Source organism: Burkholderia sp. USMB20, from assembly GCF_000949135.2.
In the GTDB taxonomy this organism is placed as follows: Bacteria; Pseudomonadota; Gammaproteobacteria; order Burkholderiales; family Burkholderiaceae; genus Burkholderia.
This window is the reverse complement of the sequence record NZ_JTAN02000012.1, coordinates 152,095-178,304: the sequence shown is the minus strand read 5'-3', so window position 1 is coordinate 178,304 and position 26,210 is coordinate 152,095. Positions and strand designations below refer to the sequence as shown.

The following is a 26,210-nucleotide window of genomic DNA, read 5'->3' as shown; positions in this document are numbered from 1 at the left end:
TCAAACCGTGCGGTTACACGCCGAGCAGCGGGCGCGCATAGTGATCGACGAGCAGCGCGGCGAACAGCAGCGACAGGTAGACGATCGAGTAACGGAAAGCCTTGCGGGCGAGTTCGTCCGAATAGTCGCGATGGATCTTCCACGCATACGCGAGGAACACCGCGCCGAGCAGCACCGCGCTCGTCAGGTAGACAGCCCCGCTCATCCCGGAGATGAACGGCATCAGCGTGACCGCGAACAGGATCACCGTGTACAGCAGGATGTGCAGCCGCGTGAACTTCTCGCCGTGCGTGACGGGCAGCATCGGCAGGCCCGCGTTTTCGTAGTCCTTGCGGCGATAGAGCGCCAGCACCCAGAAATGCGGCGGCGTCCACACGAAGATGATCAGCACGAGGATCCACGCGTCGCCGGGCACCGCGCCGGTGACCGCGGCCCAGCCGAGCGCCGGCGGCATCGCGCCCGATGCGCCGCCGATCACGATGTTCTGCGGCGTCATCGGCTTGAGCAGCAGCGTGTAGATCACCGCGTAGCCGACGAACGTCGCGATCGTCAGCCACATCGTCAGCGGGTTCGTGAAGGTATAGAGCGTCCATGCGCCGACGCTGCCCAGCACGGCCGAGAACAGCAGGATCTGCGGAGTCGTGATCTCGCCGCGCGCGGACGGACGCCACGCGGTACGGCGCATCATCGCGTCGATCTTCTGCTCGACGAGGCAGTTGATCGCGAACGCGGCGCCGGCCAGCAGCCAGATGCCGACCGTGCCGCCGATCAGCACATGCCACGGCACCATGCCCGGCGTCGCGAGAAACATGCCGATCACCGCGCAGAACACCGCGAGCTGCGTGACACGCGGCTTCGTCAGCGCCATGTACTGCGAGAACCGGCTACCGGGCGATTGGGAAAGGGTGCTTTGCATGGGGACGGTCACGCCGGGGCGGCGTCGCGCGCGGGCTGCACGACACGGCCGGGGCGGCTTGAAAGGATGCGAAAGTTTAACATGACGACGAGCAGCAGCAGGATCGCGGCGCCGCCGTTGTGCGCGACGGCGACCGGCAGCGGCCACTGCAGCACGATGTTGGTCAGGCCCGTCAGGAACTGCAGCAGAACCACCAGCAGCACGCCGTTCGCGGGCCGGCGCAGCGACTCGAAGCGGCGCATCTTCAGCACGAACGCGACCAGGTATGCGACGACGACGAACGCGAACGTGCGGTGGGTCCAGTGGATCGCGACCAGCGCGTCCTGCGTGATCGCGTCGCCGTCCTTCGTCATGCCGAGCGCGCGCCACAGATGGAAGCCCTGGCCAAAGTTCATCGGCGGCATCCACTGACCGTTGCAGGTCGGGAAGTCGGTACACGCGAGCACCGCGTAGTTGGTGCTCACCCAGCCACCGAGCGCGATCTGCACGACCAGCAGCACCAGCGCCGCGAGCGCGGCCGCGCGGTAGCGGCCGGCCTCCGGGTCATGCGACGGCAGCGGCGTCTGCCGCGCCGCGAGCCAGCCGAGCGTGCCGAGCAGCATGAGGCCGAGCAGCAGGTGGGTCGTGACGATCACCGGCTGCAGCTTCATCGTGACCGTCCACGCGCCGAACACGCCCTGCACGACGATCAGCAGCAAGAGGCTCGTCGGCCACCACGGCGACACGTGCAGCGGGCGGCGGCGCAGCCGCGCGGACCAGGCGATCACGACCTGCGCGATGATCAGCACGCCGATCGCCATCGCGAAATAGCGGTGGATCATCTCGATCCACGCCTTCGTCATGCTGACGGGGCCGGTCGGCATCGCCTGGTGCGCGGCCGTGATCGCGGCGTGCGCGATGAACGGCGACGACGTGCCGTAGCAGCCGGGCCAGTCGGGGCAGCCGAGGCCCGAATCGGTCAGCCGCGTGAAGCCGCCGAACATCACCAGGTCGAGGGTCAGGAACGTGGTGATCCACACCAGCTTGCGGAACTTGTCGTCATCGGCCTTCACCCACACGTACGACAGCGGCAGCAGCGCGATGCAGAGGCCGATCAGGCCGAGTTGCAGTAGATACGACATCGAATGGTTGCCTCGTCGTCTCGCCTTAGCCGATGCTCGACCACTTCAGCAGCTTGGTCACGTCCGACTTGATCTTGCTGGGATTCGGGTCCTTCGGGAAACGCATCATCAGGTTGCCGTTCGGATCGACCATGTAGAGGTGGTCGCTGTCCTTCGTGCCGGCGTCGGCCGGCAGCCATGCAGCCACCGCGGCCGGATCGGCGACCAGCCGGCGCGTGTCCGGATAGGCTTCCAGCACCTTCGGCGGAATCGCGCGCGCATCGCTGCGCAGCCACACCATCGTGATCCGGTGCCGCTCGCCCGCCTGCGTGACGCGGATCTGGCGCATGAAGTAGAGCTTTTGCGCGCATGCATCGTCGCACGCGCTGCGGTCGGTCATCACGAACAGCCACACGCCGCGCAGCGACGACAGCGGCACCGTCTTGCCGGTTTCGTCGGTGACCTGCAGGTCGGCCGGGATCGGCCGCTGCGGCTCGATCAGCGTGCCGTAGTTGGTCGAGCCGCCCTTCGGCTTGATCACGTAATAGGTGAAGTACGACGCGATGATCGGCGCCGCGCACACGAGACCCAGCAGCACGAGCATCCAGCGGCCGCGCTTGCGGGCCGCGGGCGAGATCGGCGCAGCGGCCGGACCCTGACGGGAAGATTGCATGGACAAATCAGACCTCTCGAAACGAACCCGCGGCGCGTGCGCCGCGTCCTGCCATGGCGCTCACGCGCCGGCCGACTTCTTCGCCGCACGCCGCGCGGCGTACAGGCCGAAGCCGAGCGCGACCGCCGCCATGGCCCACCACTGAAACATGTAACCGTAATTGCGCTCGACGCCGGTCGTCGCCGCCGGCCAGTCGCGCACGAGCTTGTCGCCGTCGTCGCTCGTCTGCTGGATCACGAACGGCTGCAGCGGCAGCCCCGTTTCCTTCGCATACGCGGCGACGTCCAGGTTCTGCCGGATCTTCTGGTGCGCGGCCGAACCGCCTTCGCCGAGCTCGAACGCGCGCGACGCGTCGGCGCGCGCGATGCCTTCGATCTCGATCTCGCCGTCGGGCGTCGGGAACGGCTCGATCGCCGTGCGATCGGCGATGTTGCGCGGCAGCCAGCCGCGGTTCACCAGCACGGCGCCGCCGCCCGTGAGTTTAAACGGCATCACGACGTAAAAACCCGGCTGGTCGTTATACGGCCGATTGTCGAGGAACACCGCCTGCTCCGGCAGAAAGCGGCCCTTCGCCCGCACGCGGTGGAACTCGATCGACGCGAGCGGAATCGGCTGCGCGCCGACGTCGACCGGCGCCGCGTGCTCGTAACGCACGACGTTCGCCTGCAGCGCTTCCTTCTGGTGCGCGCGGTCGCGCTGCCAGAACCCGAGGCGAATCGTGACCGCGACGACGACGAGAATCAGCAGCGCAGGCAGCCAGCGGATCTTCATCGGGCCACCCGCGAGGCGCATTCGCGAAAGCGAAGTGCGATAATTATCCTCTTCCTTTCGAATTGCCGTCGTCCGGTTCGTGTCATGCACATCCTCGTTCCCATCGCCTTCGTCCTCATCGTCGCCAGCATGGGCTCGGCGCTCTACTTCATGATGCAAGACCGCGGCCATACGAAACGCATGGTGTGGTCGCTTGCCACCCGTGTCGGGCTGTCGATCTCGCTGTTCCTGTTCATCCTGTTCGCGAACTGGATGGGCTGGATCCATTCGACCGGCCTGCCGATCGGGCGTTGATGCCTTCACCGCGCCGGCCTCTATAACGCTGTGACATTTCGCCGCACAGCGGCGCTACCAAGCAAAAGCGCCGCCTGACTGAGTCGCGGCGGCGCCGGATTGGCGTTGAGCGCAAGCAGCCGGCCGCTGCCCCGTCCCCGCCAATGAAAACGGCCCGCGCATCGCTGCGCGGGCCGTTGTTGCATTTACAGCCAGTAGACGACGACGTACAGGCCGAGCCAGACGACGTCGACGAAGTGCCAGTACCACGCGGCGCCTTCGAATGCGAAGTGGTGATCCGGCTTGAAGTGGCCGCGGATCATCCGCACCAGCACCACCGCGAGCATCGTGCCGCCGAGGAACACGTGGAAGCCGTGGAAGCCCGTCAGCAGGAAGAACGTCGAGCCGTACACGCCCGAGTTCAGCGTCAGGTTCAGTTCGTTGTACGCGTGGTAGTACTCGAAGCCCTGCGTGAACAGGAAGCAGACGCCGAGCACGAGCGTCGCGGCCAGCCACGCGATCGCCTTGTTGCGATGATTGTCGCGCAGCGCGTGGTGCGACACCGTCAGCGTCGCGCCCGACGACAGCAGCAGCGCCGTGTTCAGCGTCGGGATCGGCCACGGGCCCATCGTCTTGAAGTGACCGGCGAGCGCGGCCGGGCCTTCGTTCGGCCACACGGCGGAGAAATCCGGCCAGATCAGCTTGTAGTCGAGGCTGCCGAGCTGGTGCAGCGCGATTTCACGCGCGTAGAACAGCGCGCCGAAGAATGCGCCGAAGAACATGACTTCGGAGAAGATGAACCAGCTCATGCTCCAGCGGTACGACTTGTCGACGTTCTTGCCGTAATGACCGCCTTCCGATTCGGCGATCGAATCGCCGAACCAGTGGTACAGCGTGAAGAGCAACCACAGCAGGCCAAGCAGCGCCGTGTACGGAGCCCAGTCGTGACCGTTGATCCACAGCGCCACCGACGCGAGCATGACCAGCAGGCCGCAGGCCGCGCTGATCGGATGCTGCGACGGATGCGGCACGAAATAGTACGGGGTCTGGTTTTGACCGCTCATGCTTGATTCTCCACTTCAGTCCAATTTGTGTACCGGAAACCGCTCCGGCTTTATTTCTTGCACGGCACGACCGCCGCCGCTCTTTCTCGCACGCAGCGCCCGGGCGCTACGCACTGCATTCTTTCGTGGCCGCGAGCCTCAGCCCACGACCGCACGCACGATCAGGATCAGCACGCCGATGAACACACCGGCCGCGATCAACGCGACGATCAGCACGTGCAGCGGATTGAGCTGCGTCGCGTCGGCCTCCAGGTCGCGCCGCTTGCGCACCCCGAAGAACGACCACAACACCGCTCGCAACGCCTGGCCGAACGACCCGCTCCGCTTGCTCTCTGTCACTGCCCCGTCTCCGTCGTCATGCGTCCGGCTTCGCGTCGCCCTGCGCCGCCGTCTTGCGCGGTGCCGGCGCCGGCGCGGCCGGCGTGTTCAGCTCGAAGAACGTGTACGACAGCGTGATCGTCTTCACGTCCTTCGGCAGCTTCGGATCGATCACGAACACCACCTGCATCTTGCGCGACTCGTTCGCAGCCAGCGTCTGCTGCGTGAAGCAAAAACACTCGATCTTCTTGAAGAACTCCGTCGCCTGCTTCGGCGCGTAGCTCGGAATCGCCTGCGCCACCACCGGCCGGCCCTGCCCGTTGGTCACGTCGTATACGATCGTCGTCAGCTCGCCCGGATGCACGTCGAGGCTGTTGCGCTCCGGCTTGAAACCGAGCGGGCCGCGCGCATTCGCATCGAACTCGACCGACACCGTGCGGCTCATGTCGACCTGCGAGTTCTTCACCTCGCGTTCGCTGACATCGCGCTGCACCAGGTTGTTGATGCCGGTGATCTGGCAGATCGCGCGATACATCGGAATCAGCGCGAAGCCGAAGCCGAACATCAGTCCGGCCACGACGAAGAGCTTCACCAGCATCGAACGATTGAATGCGCGATCGACGGCGCCCTCTTCCGGCTTCGACATACGACGACTTCCTCGCTACTGCGTCAGTTACTGCATATCAGTGAGTGGACAGCCACCACTGCTTGATCACGACACCCACAAAAAAAACGGCGGCGATGACGAGCAGGATGAGGCCGAGCCGCTTGTTGCCCGCGCGAATCTGCTCGGGCGTTCGTCTTTGTTGTGGATTCCGGTTCATCTGAAACTTCGCTGAAACTTCGCTGATACATCGATTCGGCGCCCGCCGCGCCTGCCTGCGCGGCAGGCAGCGGCGGAACGCCGGGTGAAACTTATTCGACGTGCGGCGGTTGTTCGAACGTGTGGAAGGGAGCCGGGCTCGGCACCGTCCACTCGAGACCCGTCGCGCCATCCCACGGCTTGTCCGACGCCTTTTCCAGGTCGCCGCCGCCACGGTAGGCCGGCAGCGCGACCGCGAACAGGAAGTACACCTGCGCGAGGCCGAAGCCGAATGCGCCGATCGTCGCCACCTGGTTGAAGTCCGTGAACTGCGCCGGGTAGTCCGCATAACGGCGCGGCATGCCCGCGAGACCGACGAAGTGCATCGGGAAGAACGTCAGGTTGAAGAAGATCATCGACGACCAGAAGTGGATCTTGCCGCGCGTCTCGTTGTACATCCAGCCCGTCCACTTAGGCGCCCAGTAGTACCAGCCGGAGAACAGCGCGAACAGGGAGCCTGCCACCAGCACGTAGTGGAAGTGCGCCACCACGAAGTAGGTGCCGTGGTACTGGATGTCGAGCGGCGCCATCGCCAGCATCAGGCCCGTCAGGCCGCCGAACGTGAACACGAACAGGAAGCCGATCGCGAACAGCATCGGGGTCTCGAACGTCATCGAGCCGCGCCACATCGTCGCGAGCCAGTTGAACACCTTCACGCCCGTCGGCACCGCGATCAGCATCGTCGCGTACATGAAGAACAGCTGACCGGTGACCGGCATGCCCGTCGCGAACATGTGGTGCGCCCAGACCATGAACGACAGGATCGCGATCGACGCCGTCGCATACACCATCGAGCTATAGCCGAACAGCGTCTTGCGTGCGAACGCCGGGATCACCTGCGACACGATCCCGAACGCCGGCAGAATCATGATGTACACCTCGGGGTGGCCGAAGAACCAGAAGATGTGCTGGTACATCACCGGGTCGCCGCCGCCTGCCGCGTTGAAGAACGACGTGCCGAAGTGGCGGTCGAACAGCACCATCGTGATCGCGCCTGCCAGAACCGGCATCACGGCGATCAGCAGGTACGCGGTGATCAGCCAGGTCCATGCGAACATCGGCATCTTCATCAGCGTCATGCCCGGTGCGCGCATGTTCAGGATCGTCACGACGATGTTGATCCCGCCCATGATCGACGATGCACCCATGATGTGGACCGCGAAGATCGCGAAGTCCATGCCCGGGCCCATCTGCGTCGACAGCGGTGCGTACAGCGTCCAGCCGGCAGCCGTCGCGCCGCCCGGCGCGAAGAACGAACCGACCAGCAGCACGGCCGCGACCGGCAGCAGCCAGAAGCTGAAGTTGTTCATCCGCGCGAACGCCATGTCGGACGCGCCGATCTGCAGCGGAATCATCCAGTTCGCGAAGCCGACGAACGCCGGCATGATCGCGCCGAACACCATGATCAGGCCGTGCATCGTCGTGAGTTCGTTGAAGAACTCCGGACGCATGATCTGCAGGCCCGGCTCGAACAGCTCGGCACGGATGCCGAGTGCCATCACGCCGCCCGACAGGAACATGATGAACGAGAACAGCAGGTACAGCGTACCGATGTCCTTGTGGTTGGTGGCGAACAGCCAGCGCCGCCAGCCGTGCGGCATTTCGTGCGCGTGGTCGTCGTGCGCGTGGTCCGCGGCTACGTCGTGCCCGATGCTAGACATGAGAATCTCCTAATGCGAATACGTCGACTAACTCAGCGACACGTCAAGCCGCCGGCCCGATCTCGACCCGCCGGGCTTCCTTCGCGTCAGCCCCGCCCGTGATCGTTTCCGGCTTTTTGAGAATAATGTGGTCTTCCGCCACGCCTGCTGCCTTCAGCGCGTCGCGCACGGCCTGTGCACGATGCTTGGCCAGTTCGGCGTTCGCGTCGGCCGAGCCCGTCTTGTCGGTGAAACCCGACAGCGCGAGCTTCGCGTCCGGATGTGCCTTCGCATAGTCGGCCGCTGCGGCGATCGCCGCCTTCGCGTCGGCCGGCAGCACGCTCTTGCCCGTTTCGAAGTAGATCGTCGACACAGCCGTCGATGCCGACGCTGCCGCCGGTTGCTCGGCCGCACCCGACGCGGCTTGCGCCGGTGCCGAGGCCGCTTCGGCCGGCGCCGCGGCGCCCGCCACGTCTTCCGGCATCTTGCCGTTGCGCGCGTCGGTCACTTGCTTCGGCTGCAGCAGGTCGTTCTTGTGGTTGCCCCACGAGTTGCGCTCGTACGTGATGACCGATGCGATGTCGAGGTCCGACAGCGACGCCCACGACGGCATCGCACCCTTGCCGTGCAACACGCGCTCGACGTGGCCGGCGATCGGGCCGTTCACGATCGGGCTGCCGTCCATCGCCGGGAAGGCGCCGAGGCCCTTGCCGTTCACCTGGTGGCAGGCCGCGCAGTTCGCCTTGTAGACTTCCTCGCCGTGCGCGACGAGTTCGGCCATCGTGTAAACCTTGTTCGGATCGACCGACGCGCTGGCCAGCTTGGCCTTCTGCGCGCTCACCCACTTCGCGTAGTCGTCGTCCGACAGCACCACGACCACGACCGGCATGAACGCGTGTTCCTTGCCGCACAGTTCGGTACAGAAGCCGCGGAACGTGCCGACCTTGTCGGCCTTGAACCACGTATCGCGCACGAAGCCGGGGATCGCATCCTGCTTCACGCCGAACGCCGGCACGTACCACGAGTGAACGACGTCGTTCGCGGTCGTGATGATGCGGATCTTCTTGTTGACCGGCACGACGAGCGGGTTGTCGACTTCCTGCAGGTAGGTCTCGGTGATCGGCTTCTTGCCCATCACTTCGTCACGCGGGGTGCTGAGCGTCGACAGGAAGCTGATGCCCTCGCCCGGACCCTTCACGTAGTCGTAGCCCCACTTCCACTGGTAGCCGGTGACCTTGATCGTGAGATCGGCGTTGGTCGTGTCCTTCATCGCGACGACGGCCTTCGTGGCCGGCAGCGCCATCAGCACGACGATGATGAACGGCACGATCGTCCAGATGATTTCGACGGTCGTGCTTTCATGGAAATTGGCGGCCTTGTGGCCTTTGGATTTGCGGTGCGCGAAGATCGAATAGAACATCACGCCGAACACGCCGACGAAGATCACCGTACACAGGATCAGCATCATCGTGTGGAGATCGTAGAGCTCCTCGGCGATCTTCGTGACAGGCGGCTGAAAGTTGATCTCGTTGACGCGGGGGCCGCCCGGGCTATCACCGACCGCCAGAGCCGCGCCGGCAAAGAGCAATCCGCTGCATGCCAGCACGCCCGTGAGGGCTCGCTTGATTGTTTTCATAGCATCCTTACCCAAAATTTCCATTCAAACCCTCCCCCGTCGCAAGGCGCCGGCCTGTTCCGGCCGGTGCCCGCGCCTCGTCAGCCGCAGCGCCTGAGCGACACGCGCAGTTCGTCGGCGAACTGCGCACGCTTGTGCTGCGCGAGATGCTGCCCGATTACGACGGTCTGCCCGCGCGATACCAGTCGAATCGGATCGCGTGGCGTCGCACCCGGCTCGACCCGCACCCAGCGCGGATTGAATTCGATCTGCGTGAGCCGCTCCGCATCCATCCGCTCGATCACGAGCCGGTGCGGAAACAGCCTGATGCGCTCGTAATCGACCGCATGACGGGCATGGATCGCAAACGCGACGCCGACCGCCAGCAATTCGATTCCCGTGAAGGGCATGACGAGCCAGGCCCCCCGCCACATCAGCACTGCCGCGATCACCAGCGAGAAGCCCGCGAGCGACGCGTAAAACAGCACGAACTGGCGCGGCGACACCGAACAGTTGCGTTTCATGAGCCAGTCTTCGAGGACCGGTTCATCGTTCGTCTCCGCCGACACCCTTGCTGCTTCCATCGCCGCCTCACGCGAATGGCATGCGATGCATGCCTGCATCGGACTCGTCGGCCCGTATTGCGGGGACCCCGGGACGACAAGCTGACGCATTATAGGCGGGTTCAATGGCATCCACAAGCAAGCGGCTATCGGCCCGCGAGCCAAGCGCCACAAGCTTCCCGGCCGTTTTTGGCGTCTATTCGACCCCGCTTTGCGCCGCTAATTTCAGACATAACAAAACCCCTCTTTACCGCTTTACCGATTCTTCGGACGCCCCTTTCCGATATCTTCGATGCGCACGATGCCGTGCCCCTCGGCGGTCGTGCGCGGCACGGCCTTCCATGCGTGGCCGTAGATCACCTCGAACGTCAGGGCAATCGTGCCGTCCGCGCGCCGGCGCGCTTCCAGCGCGTCGCCGAGCGCCGCGCGAAAGCGCCGCGCCGCATGCTGCGGCACCGCGCGATCGAACGGATAGGCGCCCCAGCGGCGCACGTCGGCCAGCAGGGAATCGGGGGTCTTGTACGTGACGGTCAGCACTTCCTGGTCCATCACCGGAATCTCGAAGCCGCTCTCGACGAGCATGTCGCCGAGGTCGTGCATGTCGACGAAATCGACGACGCGCGCGGCCGGCGGTGCGATGCCGAGCGCCGCTTCGGCGTCCGCGCAGGCCGCGCGCAGCTCGCGCAGCGTGTCGGGGCCGAGCGTGCTGAACATCAGCAGGCCGTTCACGCGCAGCACGCGCTGCCATTCAGGGAACACCGTATCGGGACGCGAATGCCAGTGCAGCGCGAGATTCGACCAGATCAGGTCGAACGCGCCGGCCGCGAACGGCAGCACCGAGAAGTCGGCCTGCGCGACGCGCGGGCCGCGCTGGCCCAGCGCCCGGCCGAGCGACGCGGGCAGCCAGCGGCGCCAGCTCGCCTGCTCGACCTCGCGCTGGCCCGCCCGCGCGAGCATCGCGCCGGACAGGTCGACGCCGAACACCGGGGCTTCGGGAAAGCGCGCGCGCAGCGCCGGCAGGTCGTCGCCCGGGCCGCAGCCTGCGTCGAGCACGGCCGCGGGGCTCACCTTGATGTATTCGAGGCGCTCGTTCATCCGCTGCGCGATCTCGCGCGGCAGGAACGCGACCGCGTCGAACGTGGCGGCGCGGCGATCGAAGATCCGCCGCAGACGCCGGGCGTCATTGGCCGGACGGCCGGTTGAAGTCGAAGCTGGGGACATGTCGGGCACACTGGCGAAGAGCCCGAAGTATACTCGCTCGCCTCGTAGCCTTCATCGAGACGGGGCCGCCAGGAGTGTTCGCGATGGATCGCAGTTCCGCCCCGCGCCCGATGCGCGTCGTTTTGTCGCAGGTTCGCGCGCTGGCCGTGCGCGTCGTCGCACTCGCCTTGCCGAATCGGTGCGCGCTGTGCGGCAATTTGTCACATCCGGTGATTTGCAGCGCTTGCGACGCCGCGTACTGGAACGAAGCGCGGCTGCGTTGCGACGTCTGCGCGGTGCCGCTGGGCGTCGGGCGGCCGCGGCCGCGCGCAGCCCGCGGCCGGCACGGCGGCGCCGGTTCCGCGTCCGCGTACCGGTGCGAAGCATGCCGCGCGACGCCGCCGCCGTTCGATGCGACGCTCGCGCTCGCCGATTACCGCGCCCCGCTCGACGGGCTCGCGCGCGGCCTGAAGTTTCATGCGCGGCTCGCGCTCGGCGCGGAATTCGCGGCCCGGCTCGCACAGCGGATCGACGACACGGACGCGTTGCGCGCCACCGGCGCTTCGACGTGATCGCGCCGGTGCCGTTGTCGCACGGGCGGCTCGTCGCGCGCGGCTACAACCAGGCGTGGCGATCGCGCGGCCGCTCGCGCGCCGCTCGGCGTGCGCGGCCGACGCGGCGCTGCTGGCACGCGTGGCCGAAACCGCGCCGCAGTCGCGGCTCGACCGGCGCGCGCGGCGCGACAACGTGCGCGCGGCGTTCGCGGTGGCGGGCGACCTCACCGGCCGCCACGTGCACTCGTCGACGACGTGATGACGTCCGGCGCGACGCTCGCGGCGGCCGCGCAGGCATTGAAGGCGGCGGCGCCGCACGCGTGACGAATCTGGTTGCGCTGCGCACCGCCAGGGATTAATTAGATAGAGAAGCCGCCGCCCGCGCGCGGCGCCGGCCGTCACGAACCGGCGGCCGGGACGAGTGCACGTCGCTTCGTCCCGGCCGGCCCAGCCAGACCCCAACATGTTCAACGTCGTCTCGTCGCCCCGAAATTCCGCCGAACACCGGCAACGTGATCCGCCTGTGCGCCAATACCGGCGCGCGCCTGCATTTGATCGAGCCGCTCGGCTTTCCGCTCGACGACGCGAAGATGCGCCGCGCGGGCCTCGACTATCACGAGTACGCGGAAATGCGCGTGCACCGCGACTGGGACGCGTTCGTCGCGACCGAAGCACCCGATCCCGCGCGGATGTTCGCGTTCACGACCCGTGGCTCGGGCCGCTTCCACGACCATGCCTTCGTGCCGGGCGACTGGTTCGTGTTCGGCTCGGAAACACGCGGCCTGCCGGCCGAGGTGCTCGAACGCTTCGCGAACGAACAACGCGTGCGCCTGCCGATGCGGCCGGGCAACCGCAGCCTGAACCTGTCGAACACGGTGGCGGTGGTCGTGTTCGAGGCGTGGCGCCAGGCCGGCTTCGAAGGCGGCGCCTGACGCGCCCGCCCGGGCCACGCTGCGCGGCCGGATCCGCTCACGCGCTAGATACGCGCGAGCCGCGCGCGATACAGGTCGTAGATGTCGGATGAAAAGCACGCGAACACCACGCGTGCGAGGTTCGGCGCCTGCGGCAGCATTTCGGCGACCGTGCCGACCGCGATGTCGACGGCCTCCTCGGCCGGATAGCGGTACACGCCGCAGCTGATGGCCGGGAATGCGATCGAGGTTGCCGCAACCTCCTCGGCCAGCTCGATCGCACGCCGGTAGCATGCCGCGAGCAACTCGGGCTCGCCGCGCCCGCCGCCGTGCCACACCGGGCCGACCGCATGAATCACGTACCGGGCCGGCAGCCCGTGGCCGCGCGTGAGCTTCGCGTCGCCGGTCTCGCAGCCGCCGAGCGTGCGGCACTCGGCCAGCAGGCCCGGGCCGGCCGCGCGATGGATCGCGCCGTCGCCCCCGCCGCCGCCGAGCAGCGAACCGTTCGCAGCGTTGACGATCACGTCGACGTCGAGCGTCGTGATGTCGACGCGTTGCGCGTCGAGCGTGGTGGAACCGATCTGCAGCATGACACCCTCCCGAAACGCCGGAGACGGTTCAAGCGTAGTGCGCTTTGGCGCCGCCCGCTTTGCGCGAGCGCGCCAGGCCGCAAAAAATCGGTGTGATTCGTCGGCGTTATTCGGCGCGCGCGTCGCGCCGCAGCAGGCCGCTGACCGCATCGCGCGGTGCGACGCCGTCGAACAGCACACCGCACACGGCTTCGGTGATCGGCATTTCGATCGCCTGTGCGCGCGCGAGCGCGAGCACGGCCTGTGCGCAGCGCACGCCTTCGGCCACGTGGCCGAGCGCGCCGAGGATGTCGTTCAGCGAGCGGCCGGCCGCCAGTTGCAGGCCGACCGTGCGATTGCGCGACAGGTCGCCCGTCGCGGTGAGGATCAGGTCGCCGAGGCCCGTGAGGCCCGTGAAGGTCTCCGCGCGGCCGCCGAGCGCGACGCCGAGGCGCGACATTTCGGCGAGACCGCGCGTGACCAGCGCGGCGCGCGCGTTCAGCCCGAGCCCGAGGCCGTCGGCGATGCCGGTCGCGATCGCCAGCACGTTCTTCACCGCGCCGCCGACCTCGACGCCGACCACGTCGTCACCCGTATAGATCCGCATCGCGCCGTGATGGAACGCGGCGAGCGTGCGCTCGCGGCATTCGGCGGACGTGCTCGCGACCGTCAGCGCAACGGGCAGCGCGAGCCCGACCTCGCGGGCGAAGCTCGGCCCCGACAGCACGCCGTTGCTGTGCTGCCCCGGCAGCTCGGCCGCGATCACCTGGTGCGGCAGCAGATGCGTGTCGGCCTCGAAGCCCTTGCAGACCCACACGACATGCGCGGGCACGCAGCCCGCGTCGCGCATCGCGCCGAACAGCGTGCGCAGCCCGGCCACGGGTGCTGCGATCACGCACAGCGCGTCGTCCGCGGCGCCGTGCGCGAGCGCCGCGCCGAGATCGGCGTCGTAGCGCAGCGCATCGGGCAGCGCGATGCCGTCCAGATAGCGGGAATTTTCGTGCCGGGCCTGCAGCCCGGCGATCAGCGCGGCGTCGCGCGCCCAGAGAAGCGTATCGTGCCGCGCGGCCAGATGGCCCGCGAGCGCGGTGCCCCAGGCACCGGCGCCGAGAACGGCTACTTTCATACCCAGCACCGGTCCGGAGTGAAACGTCAGTTCAGCGTCGTGCCGTTCGGCGCGCCTGCCGCACCGGCCTGCTGCTGCTGAAGCTGCGCGAGACGCTGCTCGTACAGCGCCTGGAAGTTGATTTCCGCCAGGTGGATCGGCGGGAAGCCCGCACGCGTGATCGCGTCGGCGATGTTCGAGCGCAGGTACGGGAACAGGATCGTCGGGCAGGCGATGCCGACGAGCGGGTCGAGCTGTTCGTCGGGAATGTTGCGAATGTCGAAAATGCCGGCCTGCTTCGCTTCGATCAGGAACGCGACCTTGTCCTTCACCTTCGCGGTGACGGTGCCCGACACGACGACTTCGAAGACGCTTTCCGCGAGACGTTCGGCCTTGACGTCGACTTCGACTTCAACCGACGGCATGTCCTGCTCGAGGAAGATCGCCGGCGAATTCGGCTGCTCGAGCGACATATCCTTCAGGTAGACGCGCTGGATGTTGAAGAACGGTTGGTTTTCGACGTCGGACATGGTGTTTCCCTAAAAGTGGTGACGCGGCGGCCCGGCTTCACGCCGGCCGCCTCGGTTGAATCCTGCGCGCTCATGCCGCGGCGCGGCCGGCGGCCATTCTGCCCTAATCAGGCCGCTTGCAGAAGCGGCACGAGCCCGCCTTCGCGGTCGAGCTTCGACAGATCGTCGTAGCCGCCGACGTGCGTGTCGCCTATGTAGATTTGCGGGACCGTGCGACGGCCGGTGCGCGTCATCATTTCCTCACGGCGGGCCGGATCGCGGTCGATCAGCACCTTTTCGATCTGCTCCACGCCGCGCAGCTTCAGCAGGCGCTCGGCCTGAATGCAATACGGACACACCTGCGTGCTGTACATCAAAACCTTGCTCACTTCGCCACTCCTTGTTTGACGACCGGCATCCCGGCCTGCTGCCAGGCGGCGACGCCGCCCTCGAGCACATGTACCTCGGCATAGCCTGCCGCCTCGACCTCGCGCGCCGCCTTCTGCGACTGCTGGCCGTTCTGGCAGACGAGCAGCACGGGGGTGCTCTTGTTTTTCGCAACCTGCGCAATTTTCGCGCCGATCTCGCCGGCGGCGAGCTGGCGCGCCGACGGCAGGTGGCCGGCGGCGAAGTCGGACGCGGTACGCAGGTCGATCACAACCGCGTTGCGGCGATTGATGAGCTGCGTCGCCTCCGCGGCCGACAGGCCGCCGCGGCCGCGGCGCAGGGCCGGCCATGCGAGCAGGCCGCCGGAAACCAGAAGGATCGCGATAAGGGCCAGGTTCGTGTAATTGGTAAAGAACGTCACGGAATGCCGCCGGAAAAAGAGAAATCGGATGAGGACAATCGCGCCATTATAAAATAACCGCCTTGCGCGATGGCGGACCCGGGCCGGGTACCGCGCGACGCGCCCCGCTTCCCTATCACTACCGACCGCAAGATCCATGTACAAACTCGTTCTCATCCGCCACGGCGAATCGACGTGGAACAAGGAAAACCGCTTCACCGGCTGGGTCGACGTCGACCTGACCGAACAGGGTCGCAACGAGGCCTACCAGGCCGGCGAATTGCTCAAGGAGGCCGGCTACACGTTCGACATCGCCTACACGTCGGTGCTCAAGCGCGCGATCCGCACGCTGTGGCACGTGCAGGACAAGATGGACCTGATGTACCTGCCGGTCGTCCACTCGTGGCGCCTGAACGAGCGCCACTACGGCGCGCTGTCGGGCCTGAACAAGGCGGAAACGGCCGCCAAGTTCGGCGACGAGCAGGTGCTCGTGTGGCGCCGCAGCTACGACACGCCGCCGCCGGCGCTCGAGCCGACCGACGAGCGCGCGCCGTTCGACGATCCGCGCTACGCGAAGGTGCCGCGCGAGCAGCTGCCGCTCACCGAATGCCTGAAGGACACGGTCGCGCGCGTGCTGCCGCTGTGGAACGAGTCGATCGCGCCGGCCGTCCGTGCGGGCAAGCAGGTGCTGATCGCCGCGCACGGCAACTCGCTGCGCGCGCTGATCAAGTACCTCGACGGCATCTCGGACAGCGACATCGTCGGCCTGAACATCCCGAACGGCGTGCCGCTCGTGTATGAGCTCGACGAGAACCTGAAGCCGATCACGCACTACTACCTGGGCGACCAGGACGCGATCGCGAAGGCGCAGGCCGCCGTCGCGAAGCAGGGCAAGGCGGGCTGATACCCGTCGTGCCGGGCGGGCCGCCTCGCGCGCGGCCTGCCCGGCTGCTCCGGCGCGCGGGCGCGAACCTTCGCGGCCCCGGTGCTGTCGAACCCGCTTTCGAATCCGCTGCGCATCCGGCGCCCCCGCCGGGACCGGGCTCCCGGACCATTTCGCACCGGTCCACTGAGCAATCGGGCGAACAGTTATACTTGTCCGCTACATCCCCGCTACCGCCACGCGCTTCCCGACCGCACCAGACTCTCTATGCGAATGAAATTGAAGAACATCGGCCTGATTGCCGCGGGCCTCGCCACGGGCGTATTCGCCACGCTGCAGGTTTCGGCATCGGCCGAGCAGACCGCCACGGCACCGCTTCCCCTCGACCAGCTCCGCCTGTTCGCGGAAGTGTTCGGCCAGATCAAGCGCGAGTACGTCGAGCCGGTCGACGACAAGAAGCTGCTGACGGCGGCGATCAAGGGCATGGTGTCGAGCCTCGACCCGCACTCGTCGTTCCTCGACAAGACCGACTACGACGAGCTGCAGGAGCAGACCAAGGGCCGCTTCGCGGGTCTCGGCATCGAGATCTCGCAGGAAGACGGCCTCGTCAAGGTGATCTCGCCGATCGAAGATACGCCCGCGTTCCGCGCCGGCATCCGTCCGGGCGACCTGATCACGCGCATCAACGACAAGCCGGTGCGCGGCATGACGCTCGACAAGGCCGTCAAGCAGATGCGCGGCGAGCCGGGCACCAAGGTCACGCTGACGATCTTCCGCAAGAGCGACGACCGCACGTTCCCGATCACGGTCACGCGCGCGATCATCAGGGTCCAGAGCGTGAAGATGAAGCTGCTCGACCCGGGCTACGCGTATATCCGGATCACGAGCTTCCAGGAGCGCACGACGCCCGATCTCGCCGCGAAGCTGCAGGACATCGCGCGCCAGCAGCCGAACCTGAAGGGCCTGATCGTCGACCTGCGCAACAACGGCGGCGGCCTGCTGCAGAGCGCGGTCGGCGTCGCCGGCGCGTTCCTGCCGCCCGACTCCGTCGTCGTGTCGACCAACGGCCAGATCCCGGATTCGAAGCAGGTCTACCGCGATACCTACGACAATTACCGCCTGCCGTCCTTCGACGGCGATCCGCTGAAGAGCCTGCCGCCGATCTTCAAGACCGTGCCGATGGTCGTGCTGACGAACGCTTACTCGGCGTCCGCGTCGGAGATCGTCGCCGGCGCGCTGCAGGATTCGAAGCGCGCGCAGATCATGGGCAAGACGACGTTCGGCAAGGGCTCGGTGCAGACGGTCCGTCCGATGACGGCCGACACCGCGCTGCGCCTGACGACCGCCTACTACTACACGCCGAGCGGCCGTTCGATCCAGAACAAGGGCATCACGCCCGACGTGCCGGTCGATCAGTATGCGGACGGCGATCCGGACGACGTGCTCGTGACGCGCGAGGTCGACTACACGAATCACCTCGCGAACACGCAGGATCCGAACGAGAAGAAGGAACAGGAAGAGCGCGAGCAGCGCCGGATGGATCAGCTGCGCGTCCTCGAGGAGCAGAACGACAAGAAGACGCCGGAGCAACGCCAGAAGGACCGCGATCGCAAGCCGATCGAGTTCGGCAGCGCCGACGACTTCATGATGCAGCAGGCGCTCAACAAGCTCGAGGGCAAGGCGGTGCAGGAATCGAAGTCGCTGCTCGCCGAGAGCACGACGAAGAGCCCTGCGACCAAGGCCGCGTCCCCCGCGAAGGCGTCGGGCGCGAAGGCCGCCGCACCGAAGCCCGCGTCGGCACCGCAGTAAGCGCCGGCCGGCATCCGACGGGCCATCGCGGGAAGACCGCGATGGCCCGTTTTTCATGTGCGCCTAGAATACGCAGATGGACGCAGAGGCGTCCGCGCCGCCGCCGGCGGCATGCCTCACCCGACCTCCCCCATGAACGACGATCAACTCCTCCGCTACTCCCGCCACATCCTCGTCGACGAAATCGGCATCGAGGCGCAGCAGCGCTTCCTCGACGCGCATGCGATCGTCGTCGGTGCCGGCGGTCTCGGCTCGCCGGCCGCGATGTATCTCGCGGCGTCCGGGGTCGGCACGATCACGCTCGTCGACGCCGACACGGTCGACCTCACGAACCTGCAGCGGCAGATCCTGCACGTGACGGCCTCGGTCGGCCGCAGCAAGGTCGAATCGGGGCGCGACGCGCTCGCGCAACTGAACCCCGAAGTGACCGTGCATGCGGTCGCGGCGCGCGTCGACGATGCATGGCTCGACGCGCACGTGCCGCAGGCGACCGTCGTGCTCGACTGCACCGACAACTTTGCGACGCGCCATGCGATCAACCGCGCGTGCGTCGCGCACGGCGTGCCGCTCGTGTCGGGCGCCGCGCTGCGCTTCGACGGCCAGATCAGCACGTTCGACTTCCGCGACCCGGCCGCGCCCTGTTACGCGTGCGTGTTTCCGGAGGACCAGCCGTTCGAGGAAGTCGCGTGCGCGACGATGGGCGTGTTCGCGCCGACGGTCGGGATCATCGGCGCGATGCAGGCCGCCGAAGCGCTGCGCGTGATCGGCGCGATCGGCACGACGCTCAACGGGCGGCTGATGATGCTCGATTCGCTGCGGATGGAATGGACGACGATGAAGATCGCGCGCCAGGCCGACTGCCCCGTGTGCCAGGGCCGGCACTGACGCGCGCGGGATGCATGAACGCATGCGCCGGGCGGCGCATGCGCGACGTTTCGCTACCTTCGCGACGCGCGCGACGGTTTCGCCGCGCAGTCCGCGCCGCCTAGGCGGCCGCGTCCGCGCGCGGTTCCGCGACCGACAGGCGCTTGAGCGCGGCCTGCACTTCCTCCGGCTCGAACGCGGCCAGCACGTCGGCCGTCGGCTTCTCGAGCGCCTTCAGGTGCGCGCGCAGGATCTCCTGCTTCACGACCAGCAACTGGCTCGGGTGCATCGAGAACTCGGTGAGCCCCATCCCGAGCAACAGGCGCGTGAGCGCCGGATCGCCCGCCATCTCCCCGCACACCGACACCGACACGCCCGCGCGCTTCGCTTCGCGCAGCGTATAGGCGATCAGGTGCAGCACCGCCGGATGCAGCGGGTCGTACAGGTGGGCGACCGCGTTGTCCGCGCGGTCGATCGCGAGCGTGTACTGGATCAGGTCGTTCGTGCCGATCGACAGGAAATCGAAGCGCTTCAGGAACAGCGGCAGCGCGATCGCCGCGGCCGGGATCTCGATCATCGCGCCGACGCGCACGTTCGGATCGTATGCGAGCCCCGCGTCGTCGAGCTGGCGCTTCGCCTCGCGGATCAGGTCGAGCGTCTGGTCGATCTCCTGCGCGTGCGCGAGCATCGGGATCAGGATCTTCACCTGCCCGAACGCGGACGCGCGCAGGATCGCGCGCAGCTGCGTGAGGAACATCTGCGGCTCGGACAGGCTCCAGCGGATCGCACGCAGGCCGAGCGCCGGGTTCGGCGCCGTCTCGTAGCCTTCGTCGAGCGCCTCGAGCGGCTTGTCCGCGCCGACGTCGATCGTGCGGATCGTCACCGGCATGCCCTTCATCCACTCGACCGCGCGCTTGTACGCGGCGAACTGCTCCTCCTCCTCGGGCATCTCCTTCTGATGCATGAACAGGAACTCGGAGCGGAACAGCCCGACGCCGACCGCGCCGGCCTCGACCGCCGCCTTCGCGTCGTCGGGCAGCTCGATGTTCGCGTAGAGGTCGATCTTCGTGCCGCACAGGGTTTGCGTCGGCGAGAACTTCAGGCGCTGCAGCTTGCGCTGTTCGAGCAGCTTCTCGGACTGGCGGTACGAATATTCCTCGAGGACGATCGGCGCGGGATCGACGATCACGATCCCCTGGTCGCCGTCGACGATGATCAGGTCGTCCTGGCGGATCAGCGAACTCGCATGCTGGACGCCGACCGCGGCCGGAATGCCGAGGCTGCGCGCGACGATCGCCGTGTGCGACGTGCGGCCGCCGAGATCGGTGACGAACGCCTGGAACGACTGCGTCTTGAACTGCATCATGTCGGCCGGCGCGATGTCGTGCGCGACGACAATCATCTCGTTCGTACCGTTCTTGGCCGCGCGATCGAGCGCCTGCGACGCCGACGGCGCACCGGCGAGCGCCTTCAGCACGCGCTCGACCACCTGCTCGATGTCGGCCTTGCGCTCGCGCAGGTATTCATCCTCGATATCGTCGAAGTGGCGCGTGAGCAGCTCGAGCTGCTCGGTCAGCGCCCATTCGACGTTGTAGCGTCGCGTGCGGACCAGGTCGATGGTTTCCTGCACGAGCATCGCGTCGCTCAGGATCATCGCGTGGACGTCGATGAACGCGCCCACTTCGGTCGGGGTGTCGTCGGTCAGGTCGGCGCGCAGCGCCTCGAGTTCGCGATGCACGACCTCGCGCGCCGTGCTGAAACGCTCGACCTCGGCGTCGATCTGGTTCGCCTCGACCAGGTAATGGGCGACGTCGAGCGCCGCCGGCGCGATCAGATACGCTCGCCCGATCGCGATACCACGTGAGACGGGAATGCCATGCAGCGTGAAGGACACGCGCACCTCCTCTGTACATGTAAAGCCGCGGCACACTGCTGCGATGCGCTTATGACCCCGGTTAGCGATTATAAATTCCGCACCTCCGTGCTGACTGCATGCAGCGCAGCATTGCGATTTCCGCATCAATGCTACGGACGAAAAAAATGCCGCGACATACGCGGCATTCTGCTTCGAAACGGCAACGATCGCGGGGCAGCCCCCCGATCACTGACCTTCGCCGAACTTGTCCGCGATCAGCTTGAGCAACGCGTCCATCGCCTCGCGCTCGTCCGGACCTTCGGTCTCGATCGTCACGCTGCTGCCGATGCCCGCCGCGAGCATCATCACGCCCATGATGCTTTTCGCGTTGATCTTGCGTCCGTTGCGCGTCATCCAGACTTCCGACTGGAAGTTGCCGGCCAGTTGCGTAAGCTTGGCCGATGCGCGCGCATGGAGCCCCAATTTGTTGACGATGGTGGTTTCTTGTTGAAGCATGATTCTCGGTCGGGTCGGTCGAGGCCGCCGGCGACGTGCGTCGGCGGGTCGGTCTAAAACGGAAAACGGGACGGTCAGTGCGATTCGGTGCGCGGTTGCGGCTCGGGCGGAATCGGCGCGCACTGGCCGCAGCCGGTTTCCGAAGGCGGCGGCGGCGTGCCGGCAGACACCTCGTGGACGCCCTTCGCGCCGCCGGACAGCGCCTTGTCGACGAGCTTGTCGAGCGGCACGGTACGGTAGCAGACGGCGCGCACCAGCATCGGCAGGTTCACGCCCGCCAGCACGCGCACGTTGTCGAGCTTCGCGAGCTGGCCCGCGATGTTCGCGGGCGTCGCGCCGTACATGTCGGTCAGCACGACGACGCCGTTCTCTTCCCTGAGCCGCGCGAGCTCCGCGTGCGCGAACGCCATCACCTGGGTCGGGTCGCTGTCCGCCAGCACGTCGATACAGCCGATGCGCGCGGGCACGCCGCCGTAGATGTGCGCGATGCAGTCCCGCAGCGCGGTGGCGAGCGGCGCGTGCGCGATGATCAGAATCCCGGCCATGTCAGACTGCCCCCGGCCGCCCTTGGCGGGCCGACGCCCCGCAGCGGGGCAACGAGCATAGCGAGTATGGGAAACGTTTCATGTTCAGCCTTGCAACGGTTTCGGCCCGACCGCCGGGCCTTCGGCGCGCTGGTCGCGGCACCGGGCAAGCGGGCATTGTAGCAGGCCGGTCGAACCGCTCCGGCGACGGGGGGCCTGCGCGGCCGCCGCCGGGCTTGCGCGGAAAGCGGGCTACGCGGCCGCCCGCTCCAGCGCGTCGATGAACATCGCGGCGACGTCGAAACCCGTCTGCTCCATGATTTCGCGGAAGCACGTCGGGCTCGTCACGTTCACCTCGGTCAGCCAGTCGCCGATCGCGTCGAGCCCGACCAGCAGCAGCCCGCGCGCGGCGAGCACCGGCCCGAGCGTCGCGGCGATCTCGCGGTCGCGCGGCGTCAGCGGCTGCGCGACGCCGAGCCCGCCCGCGGCGAGATTGCCGCGCACCTCGCTGCCCTGCGGAATCCGCGCGAGCGAATACGGCACCGGCTCGCCGGCGATCAGCAGAATGCGCTTGTCGCCCGCCGTGATCTCCGGAATGAACTTCTGGATCATCAGCGAGCGCGTGCCGTCGTGGCCGAGCATCTCGATGATCGCGCCGAGATTCATCCCGTCGGCCTTCACGCGGAACACGCCCATCCCGCCCATGCCGTCGAGCGGCTTCACGATCACGTCGCCATGCTCGGCATGGAACGCACGCAAGCGCGCGGCGTCGCGCGTGACGAGCGTCGGCGCGACGAACTGCGGAAACTCGCCGATCGCGAGCTTCTCCGAGTGATCGCGGATCGACTGGGGCTTGTTGAACACGCGCGCGCCCGCCCGTTCGGCAAGCTCGAGCATCCAGGTGGCCGTCACGTATTCCATGTCGAACGGCGGATCCTTGCGCATCAGCACCGCGTCGAACGACGTCAGCTGACGCGATTCGTGCGCGGCCGCCTCGAACCACGGATGGCGATGCAGGTCGGCCGTGTCGCCGACGATCGTCACGCGCTGCACGTCCGCCTCGACGCCCGAGCCCGTCCATGCGAGCTGGTGCGGCTGGCACGCGTACACCGCATGCCCGCGCCGCGCGGCCTCCGCCATCATCGCGTAGGTCGAATCCTTGTAGATCTTGAAGCGCTCGAGCGGGTCGGCGATAAAGAGAATGTCCATGCGGGTCCTGTACGTAGCGAAGCCGTTACACCTGGATGGCTTCGGGATCGGTCTTTTCCAGTTCGATCGACGACGCGATCAGCGACAGGCGCGCGACGACGCCGTACATGTAGAAACGGTTCGGCGGCGCGGCGCCCGGCTTCGCGCCGGCATCCGGCAGCGCGGTGTGCTCGAAGCCGAGCGGCACGTAGTGCATGCCGGGCGCGTTCAGGTTCTGGTCGCGCTCGCGGCCGCCGTGCGTGCGGTAGAAACCGCCGACCACGTAGCGGTCGATCATGTACACGACCGGCTCGGCAACTTCGTCGCCGACGCGCTCGAACGTGTAGACGCCTTCCTGGACGATCACGTCGCGCACCGCGAGCCCGGCCTTCGACTCGGCCATCTGCGCGCGCTCGGCCTTCGACATGCGGCCGATCTCGGCCGCGTCGTGCACGGTCATCACGCCGCGCCCGGCGGTGCCCGCGTCGGCCTTCACGACGACGTACGGCTTCTCGCTGATGCCGTATTCGCGGTACTTGCGCGCGATCTTCTTCAGCACGCCGTCGATCGCGTCGGCGAGCGCCTGCTCGCCTTCATGCGCCTGCCAGTCGACGCCTTCGACGTGCGCGAAATACGGATTCACCATCCACGGATCGACGCCGACCATCTTCGCGAACTTCTTCGCGACGTCGTCGTAGCACGAGAAGTGCGTCGACTTGCGGCGCACGGCCCAGCCCGCGTGCAGCGGCGGCAGCAGGTACTGCTCGTGCAGGTTCTCCAGCACGGCGGGAATCCCGGCCGACAGGTCGTTGTTCAGCAGGATCGAGCACGGATCGAAATTCTTCAGGCCGAGGCGGCGCTGCGAACGCTCGAGCGGTTCGAGCACGATCTTCTGGCCGTCGGCCAGCGTGATCGGCGTCATGTCGGTGATGCTCGGGTCGAGCGAGCCGAAGCGCACGTTCAGGCCGGCCTGGCGCATGATCGTCGCGAGCCGCGCGACGTTTTCCAGGTAGAACGCGTTGCGGGTCGGCAGCTCGGGAATCACGAGCAGGTTCTTCGCGTCCGGGCAGATCTTCTCGATCGCGGCCATCGCGGCCTGGACGGCGAGCGGCAGCACTTCGGACGGCAGATTATTGAACGCGCCGGGGAACAGGTTCGCGTCGACGGGCGCCAGCTTGAAACCGGCGTTGCGCAGGTCCACCGAACAATAGAACGGCGGGGTGTGTTCCTGCCATTCGAGCCTGAACCAGCGTTCGATCGCAGGCGTCGCGTCGAGGATCTTCTGCTCGAGCTCGAGCAGCGGACCGTTCAACGCGGTAACGAGGTGGGGAACCATGAATCACTCGCGAGCGGGAGAATGAAGATTGTAGAGCAATTGCCTTGCCCATTTGGGGATTGTTCCCGGCTTCACAAGGATATGGAGGAAGTTTTCGGCTATTGACCCGATAGCCTGAAGGGTTATGCGCTACGGCAGCACGCGGCAGGAGAAAAAAAGCCCGCCGGGTGGCGGGCCGAAGTCGCTGCGCTCATTCGTGGCGGGCGCCGTCTGCGCGGCGGCCCGCCGTCATCCTTGTGACTTATTCGACATGTTCGCCGTGCAGGATCACGTCGAGGCCCTCGCGCTCTTCCTCTTCGGACACGCGCAGGCCAATCGTCAGGTCGATCAGCTTCAGCAGCACGAAGCTCAGCACGCCGCTGTAGACCAGCGTGATCAGCACGCCCTTCGCCTGCAGCAGCAGGCTGCCGTCGGCGCCGCCGATGTCCTTGACCGCGAACACGCCCGTCAGCAGCGCGCCAAGAATCCCGCCAATGCCGTGCACGCCGAACGCGTCGAGCGAATCGTCGTAGCCGAGCTTCGACTTGAGCCACGTGGCCGACCAGAAGCAGATCACGCCCGCCGCGATGCCGATCACGAGCGCACCGGCGACGCCGACGAAGCCGGCAGCCGGCGTGATCGCCACGAGACCCGCGACCGCGCCCGACACGATGCCGAGCACCGACGGCTTGCCCTTCGCCACCCATTCCGCAAACATCCAGCCGAGCGCCGCGCAGGCGGTCGCCACTTGCGTGGTCAGCATCGCGAAGCCGGCACGGCCGTCGGCCGCGACCGCGGAGCCCGCGTTGAAGCCGAACCAGCCGACCCACAGCATCGAGCCGCCGATCATCGTCAGCACCAGGTTGTGCGGCGCCATCGATTCGCGGCCGTAGCCGACGCGCTTGCCGAGCACGAGGCACGACACGAGGCCCGCGATACCGGCGTTGATGTGCACCACCGTGCCGCCCGCGAAGTCGAGCACGCCGTCGGCCGACAGCCAGCCGGTCGGCTCCCACACCATGTGCGCGATCGGCACATAGACGATCAGCGACCAGAGCGTCATGAACACGAGCATCGCCGAGAACTTCATGCGATCGGCGAACGCGCCGCAGATCAGCGCCGGCGTGATGATCGCGAACGTCATCTGGTAGACGAAGTAGACCGATTCCGGAATCGTCGTCGCGAGATGGCTGACGGTCAGCGTGGTCGCCTTGTCGCCCTTGATGTAGTTCATGCCGTGCAGGAACACGCGCGACAGGCCGCCGATGAAGCCGTTGCCCGGCGTGAACGCGAGGCTGTAGCCCACCACCGTCCACAGCACCGTGATCGCGGCGGTGATCGCGAAGCTCTGCATCACGGTCGCGAGCACGTTCTTCTTGCGGACCATGCCCGCGTAGAACAGTGCGAGGCCGGGGATCGTCATGAACAGCACGAGCGCGGTGGACGTCAGCATCCACGCGGTGTCGCCGGCACTGATCTTCGACGAATCGACGGAGAACGGCTCGGTCGGGGCGGCGGGTGCGCCGGCGCGGACGCGGCGCGGCGGCCGATGCGTCGGAGGCGGCGCCCGAAGCGGGTGGCGGCGCAGCGGCCGATGCGTCGGAGGCGGCGCCCGAAGCGGGTGCGGCGGCAGCGGCAGGTGCGATGCGTCGGTGGCGGCCGGCGCCGAAGCGGCGGGAGCCGCGGCTGCCGATGCATCGGACGCCGTGGCGGCGGGCGCGGACGCTGCGCGGCGGAGGCCGCGTCGTCGGCGAGCGCGGACCGACGCCAGCCGCGATCAGCGAGCCAGCCATCAGCAGGGACATCAGAAGTTTGCGCATCTCGGG

26 protein-coding genes and 3 pseudogenes are annotated in these 26,210 nt (G+C 67.1%); 6 read left to right on the top strand and 23 right to left on the bottom strand.

The genetic code is table 11. The features are described 5' to 3' along the window. Positions 1-13 precede the first annotated feature (13 nt). The 4 genes from cyoE to PL79_RS13970 are packed head-to-tail and all read right to left on the bottom strand — an operon-like array spanning position 14 to position 3,460. Positions 14-916 carry a heme o synthase gene (gene cyoE, locus PL79_RS13985; protein WP_006477738.1) on the bottom strand — a complete coding sequence of 301 codons (903 nt, stop codon included), beginning with the start codon at positions 914-916 and terminating at the stop codon, positions 14-16. An 8-nt stretch (positions 917-924) separates the two neighbouring features. After that, the gene (locus PL79_RS13980) at positions 925-2,037 is read right to left on the bottom strand and encodes a COX15/CtaA family protein (protein ID WP_044848211.1); all 1,113 of its coding nucleotides are present in this window, start codon (positions 2,035-2,037) and stop codon (positions 925-927) included. 25 nt (positions 2,038-2,062) lie between these two features. Continuing rightward, positions 2,063-2,689: an SCO family protein gene (locus PL79_RS13975; protein ID WP_044848212.1), complete on the bottom strand. Its 627-nt coding sequence runs from the start codon at positions 2,687-2,689 to the stop codon at positions 2,063-2,065. A gap of 60 nt (positions 2,690-2,749) precedes the next feature. Then, positions 2,750-3,460 carry an SURF1 family protein gene (locus PL79_RS13970; protein ID WP_044848235.1) on the bottom strand — a complete coding sequence of 237 codons (711 nt, stop codon included), beginning with the start codon at positions 3,458-3,460 and terminating at the stop codon, positions 2,750-2,752. Positions 3,461-3,544: 84 nt separating this feature from the next. On the opposite strand from PL79_RS13970, the gene PL79_RS13965 reads away from it, so the two are divergent. After that, the gene (locus tag PL79_RS13965) at positions 3,545-3,754 is read left to right on the top strand and encodes a twin transmembrane helix small protein (RefSeq protein WP_044848213.1); all 210 of its coding nucleotides are present in this window, start codon (positions 3,545-3,547) and stop codon (positions 3,752-3,754) included. 185 nt (positions 3,755-3,939) lie between these two features. On the opposite strand, the gene PL79_RS13960 is transcribed toward PL79_RS13965, so the two are convergent. The 8 genes from PL79_RS13960 to PL79_RS13930 all read right to left on the bottom strand — a co-directional run bounded on the left by PL79_RS13960 (position 3,940) and on the right by PL79_RS13930 (position 11,016). Then, complete coding sequence (locus PL79_RS13960) at positions 3,940-4,797, bottom strand: cytochrome c oxidase subunit 3 (protein WP_044848214.1); 858 nt, start codon at positions 4,795-4,797, stop codon at positions 3,940-3,942. Positions 4,798-4,935: 138 nt separating this feature from the next. Further along, the gene (locus PL79_RS13955) at positions 4,936-5,136 is read right to left on the bottom strand and encodes a DUF2970 domain-containing protein (protein WP_044848215.1); all 201 of its coding nucleotides are present in this window, start codon (positions 5,134-5,136) and stop codon (positions 4,936-4,938) included. A gap of 16 nt (positions 5,137-5,152) precedes the next feature. Beyond that, positions 5,153-5,761 (bottom strand): cytochrome c oxidase assembly protein, encoded by a 609-nt coding sequence (locus PL79_RS13950; protein WP_044848216.1) that lies wholly within the window; start codon positions 5,759-5,761, stop codon positions 5,153-5,155. A 37-nt stretch (positions 5,762-5,798) separates the two neighbouring features. Beyond that, a complete protein-coding gene (locus tag PL79_RS36125) occupies positions 5,799-5,939 on the bottom strand; it encodes a cytochrome oxidase small assembly protein (protein ID WP_027789063.1) in 141 nt (46 codons plus the stop codon). Positions 5,940-6,030: 91 nt separating this feature from the next. Beyond that, positions 6,031-7,638 carry a cytochrome c oxidase subunit I gene (gene ctaD, locus PL79_RS13945; RefSeq protein WP_044848217.1) on the bottom strand — a complete coding sequence of 536 codons (1,608 nt, stop codon included), beginning with the start codon at positions 7,636-7,638 and terminating at the stop codon, positions 6,031-6,033. Positions 7,639-7,681: 43 nt separating this feature from the next. Further along, on the bottom strand, positions 7,682-9,277 hold the full coding sequence (coxB, locus tag PL79_RS13940; RefSeq protein ID WP_044848218.1) for a cytochrome c oxidase subunit II: 1,596 nt from the start codon (positions 9,275-9,277) through the stop codon (positions 7,682-7,684). Between the two features lie 56 nt (positions 9,278-9,333). Continuing rightward, the gene (locus PL79_RS13935; protein WP_044848219.1) at positions 9,334-9,855 is read right to left on the bottom strand and encodes a DUF2244 domain-containing protein; all 522 of its coding nucleotides are present in this window, start codon (positions 9,853-9,855) and stop codon (positions 9,334-9,336) included. A gap of 195 nt (positions 9,856-10,050) precedes the next feature. Further along, entirely contained in the window at positions 10,051-11,016 is a 966-nt protein-coding gene (locus PL79_RS13930; protein ID WP_044848220.1) for a methyltransferase domain-containing protein, read from the bottom strand. 83 nt (positions 11,017-11,099) lie between these two features. Between PL79_RS13930 and PL79_RS13925 the strand changes: the two are divergent. Continuing rightward, positions 11,100-11,908: pseudogene (locus PL79_RS13925) on the top strand (ComF family protein). Between the two features lie 104 nt (positions 11,909-12,012). Beyond that, positions 12,013-12,481, top strand: a pseudogene (gene trmL / locus PL79_RS13920) (tRNA (uridine(34)/cytosine(34)/5-carboxymethylaminomethyluridine(34)-2'-O)-methyltransferase TrmL). A 44-nt stretch (positions 12,482-12,525) separates the two neighbouring features. On the opposite strand, the gene PL79_RS13915 reads toward trmL, so the two are convergent. From PL79_RS13915 to PL79_RS13895, 5 genes are all read right to left on the bottom strand, one after another. Then, positions 12,526-13,050: an O-acetyl-ADP-ribose deacetylase gene (locus PL79_RS13915; RefSeq protein ID WP_044848222.1), complete on the bottom strand. Its 525-nt coding sequence runs from the start codon at positions 13,048-13,050 to the stop codon at positions 12,526-12,528. Positions 13,051-13,156: 106 nt separating this feature from the next. After that, positions 13,157-14,155 carry an NAD(P)H-dependent glycerol-3-phosphate dehydrogenase gene (locus PL79_RS13910; RefSeq protein ID WP_044848223.1) on the bottom strand — a complete coding sequence of 333 codons (999 nt, stop codon included), beginning with the start codon at positions 14,153-14,155 and terminating at the stop codon, positions 13,157-13,159. Positions 14,156-14,181: 26 nt separating this feature from the next. Then, positions 14,182-14,664, bottom strand: a complete 483-nt coding sequence (secB, locus tag PL79_RS13905) for a protein-export chaperone SecB (RefSeq protein ID WP_014895954.1) — start codon at positions 14,662-14,664, stop codon at positions 14,182-14,184. Between the two features lie 107 nt (positions 14,665-14,771). After that, on the bottom strand, positions 14,772-15,032 hold the full coding sequence (grxC, locus tag PL79_RS13900; protein WP_044848224.1) for a glutaredoxin 3: 261 nt from the start codon (positions 15,030-15,032) through the stop codon (positions 14,772-14,774). Beyond that, the gene (locus PL79_RS13895) at positions 15,029-15,451 is read right to left on the bottom strand and encodes a rhodanese-like domain-containing protein (RefSeq protein WP_044848225.1); all 423 of its coding nucleotides are present in this window, start codon (positions 15,449-15,451) and stop codon (positions 15,029-15,031) included. The genes grxC and PL79_RS13895 overlap by 4 nt, the downstream gene beginning before the upstream one ends. 136 nt (positions 15,452-15,587) lie before the next feature. Here PL79_RS13895 and gpmA point away from each other — a divergent pair, with 136 nt between their 5' ends. The 3 genes from gpmA (at position 15,588) to PL79_RS13880 (ending at position 19,007) form a co-directional block, all read left to right on the top strand. Further along, complete coding sequence (gpmA, locus tag PL79_RS13890; RefSeq protein ID WP_044848226.1) at positions 15,588-16,334, top strand: 2,3-diphosphoglycerate-dependent phosphoglycerate mutase; 747 nt, start codon at positions 15,588-15,590, stop codon at positions 16,332-16,334. 246 nt (positions 16,335-16,580) lie between these two features. Continuing rightward, complete coding sequence (locus PL79_RS13885; protein ID WP_044848227.1) at positions 16,581-18,122, top strand: S41 family peptidase; 1,542 nt, start codon at positions 16,581-16,583, stop codon at positions 18,120-18,122. A 132-nt stretch (positions 18,123-18,254) separates the two neighbouring features. After that, positions 18,255-19,007 (top strand): HesA/MoeB/ThiF family protein, encoded by a 753-nt coding sequence (locus PL79_RS13880; protein WP_044848228.1) that lies wholly within the window; start codon positions 18,255-18,257, stop codon positions 19,005-19,007. Between the two features lie 100 nt (positions 19,008-19,107). Here the strand turns inward: PL79_RS13880 and ptsP are convergent, their stop codons facing one another. The 6 genes and pseudogenes from ptsP to PL79_RS13850 form a co-directional block, all read right to left on the bottom strand. Next, positions 19,108-20,880 carry a phosphoenolpyruvate--protein phosphotransferase gene (gene ptsP, locus PL79_RS13875; protein ID WP_044848237.1) on the bottom strand — a complete coding sequence of 591 codons (1,773 nt, stop codon included), beginning with the start codon at positions 20,878-20,880 and terminating at the stop codon, positions 19,108-19,110. A 207-nt stretch (positions 20,881-21,087) separates the two neighbouring features. Continuing rightward, positions 21,088-21,357, bottom strand: coding sequence for an HPr family phosphocarrier protein (locus PL79_RS13870; RefSeq protein ID WP_006752075.1), 270 nt, complete (start codon positions 21,355-21,357; stop codon positions 21,088-21,090). 74 nt (positions 21,358-21,431) lie between these two features. Next, on the bottom strand, positions 21,432-21,902 hold the full coding sequence (locus PL79_RS13865; protein ID WP_044848229.1) for a PTS sugar transporter subunit IIA: 471 nt from the start codon (positions 21,900-21,902) through the stop codon (positions 21,432-21,434). 231 nt (positions 21,903-22,133) lie between these two features. Further along, on the bottom strand, positions 22,134-23,090 hold the full coding sequence (gene gshB / locus PL79_RS13860) for a glutathione synthase (RefSeq protein WP_044848230.1): 957 nt from the start codon (positions 23,088-23,090) through the stop codon (positions 22,134-22,136). Positions 23,091-23,115: 25 nt separating this feature from the next. Next, entirely contained in the window at positions 23,116-24,405 is a 1,290-nt protein-coding gene (gene gshA / locus PL79_RS13855; RefSeq protein ID WP_044848231.1) for a glutamate--cysteine ligase, read from the bottom strand. A gap of 241 nt (positions 24,406-24,646) precedes the next feature. Further along, positions 24,647-26,204 (bottom strand): annotated as a pseudogene (locus PL79_RS13850) (ammonium transporter). Positions 26,205-26,210: the final 6 nt, after the last annotated feature.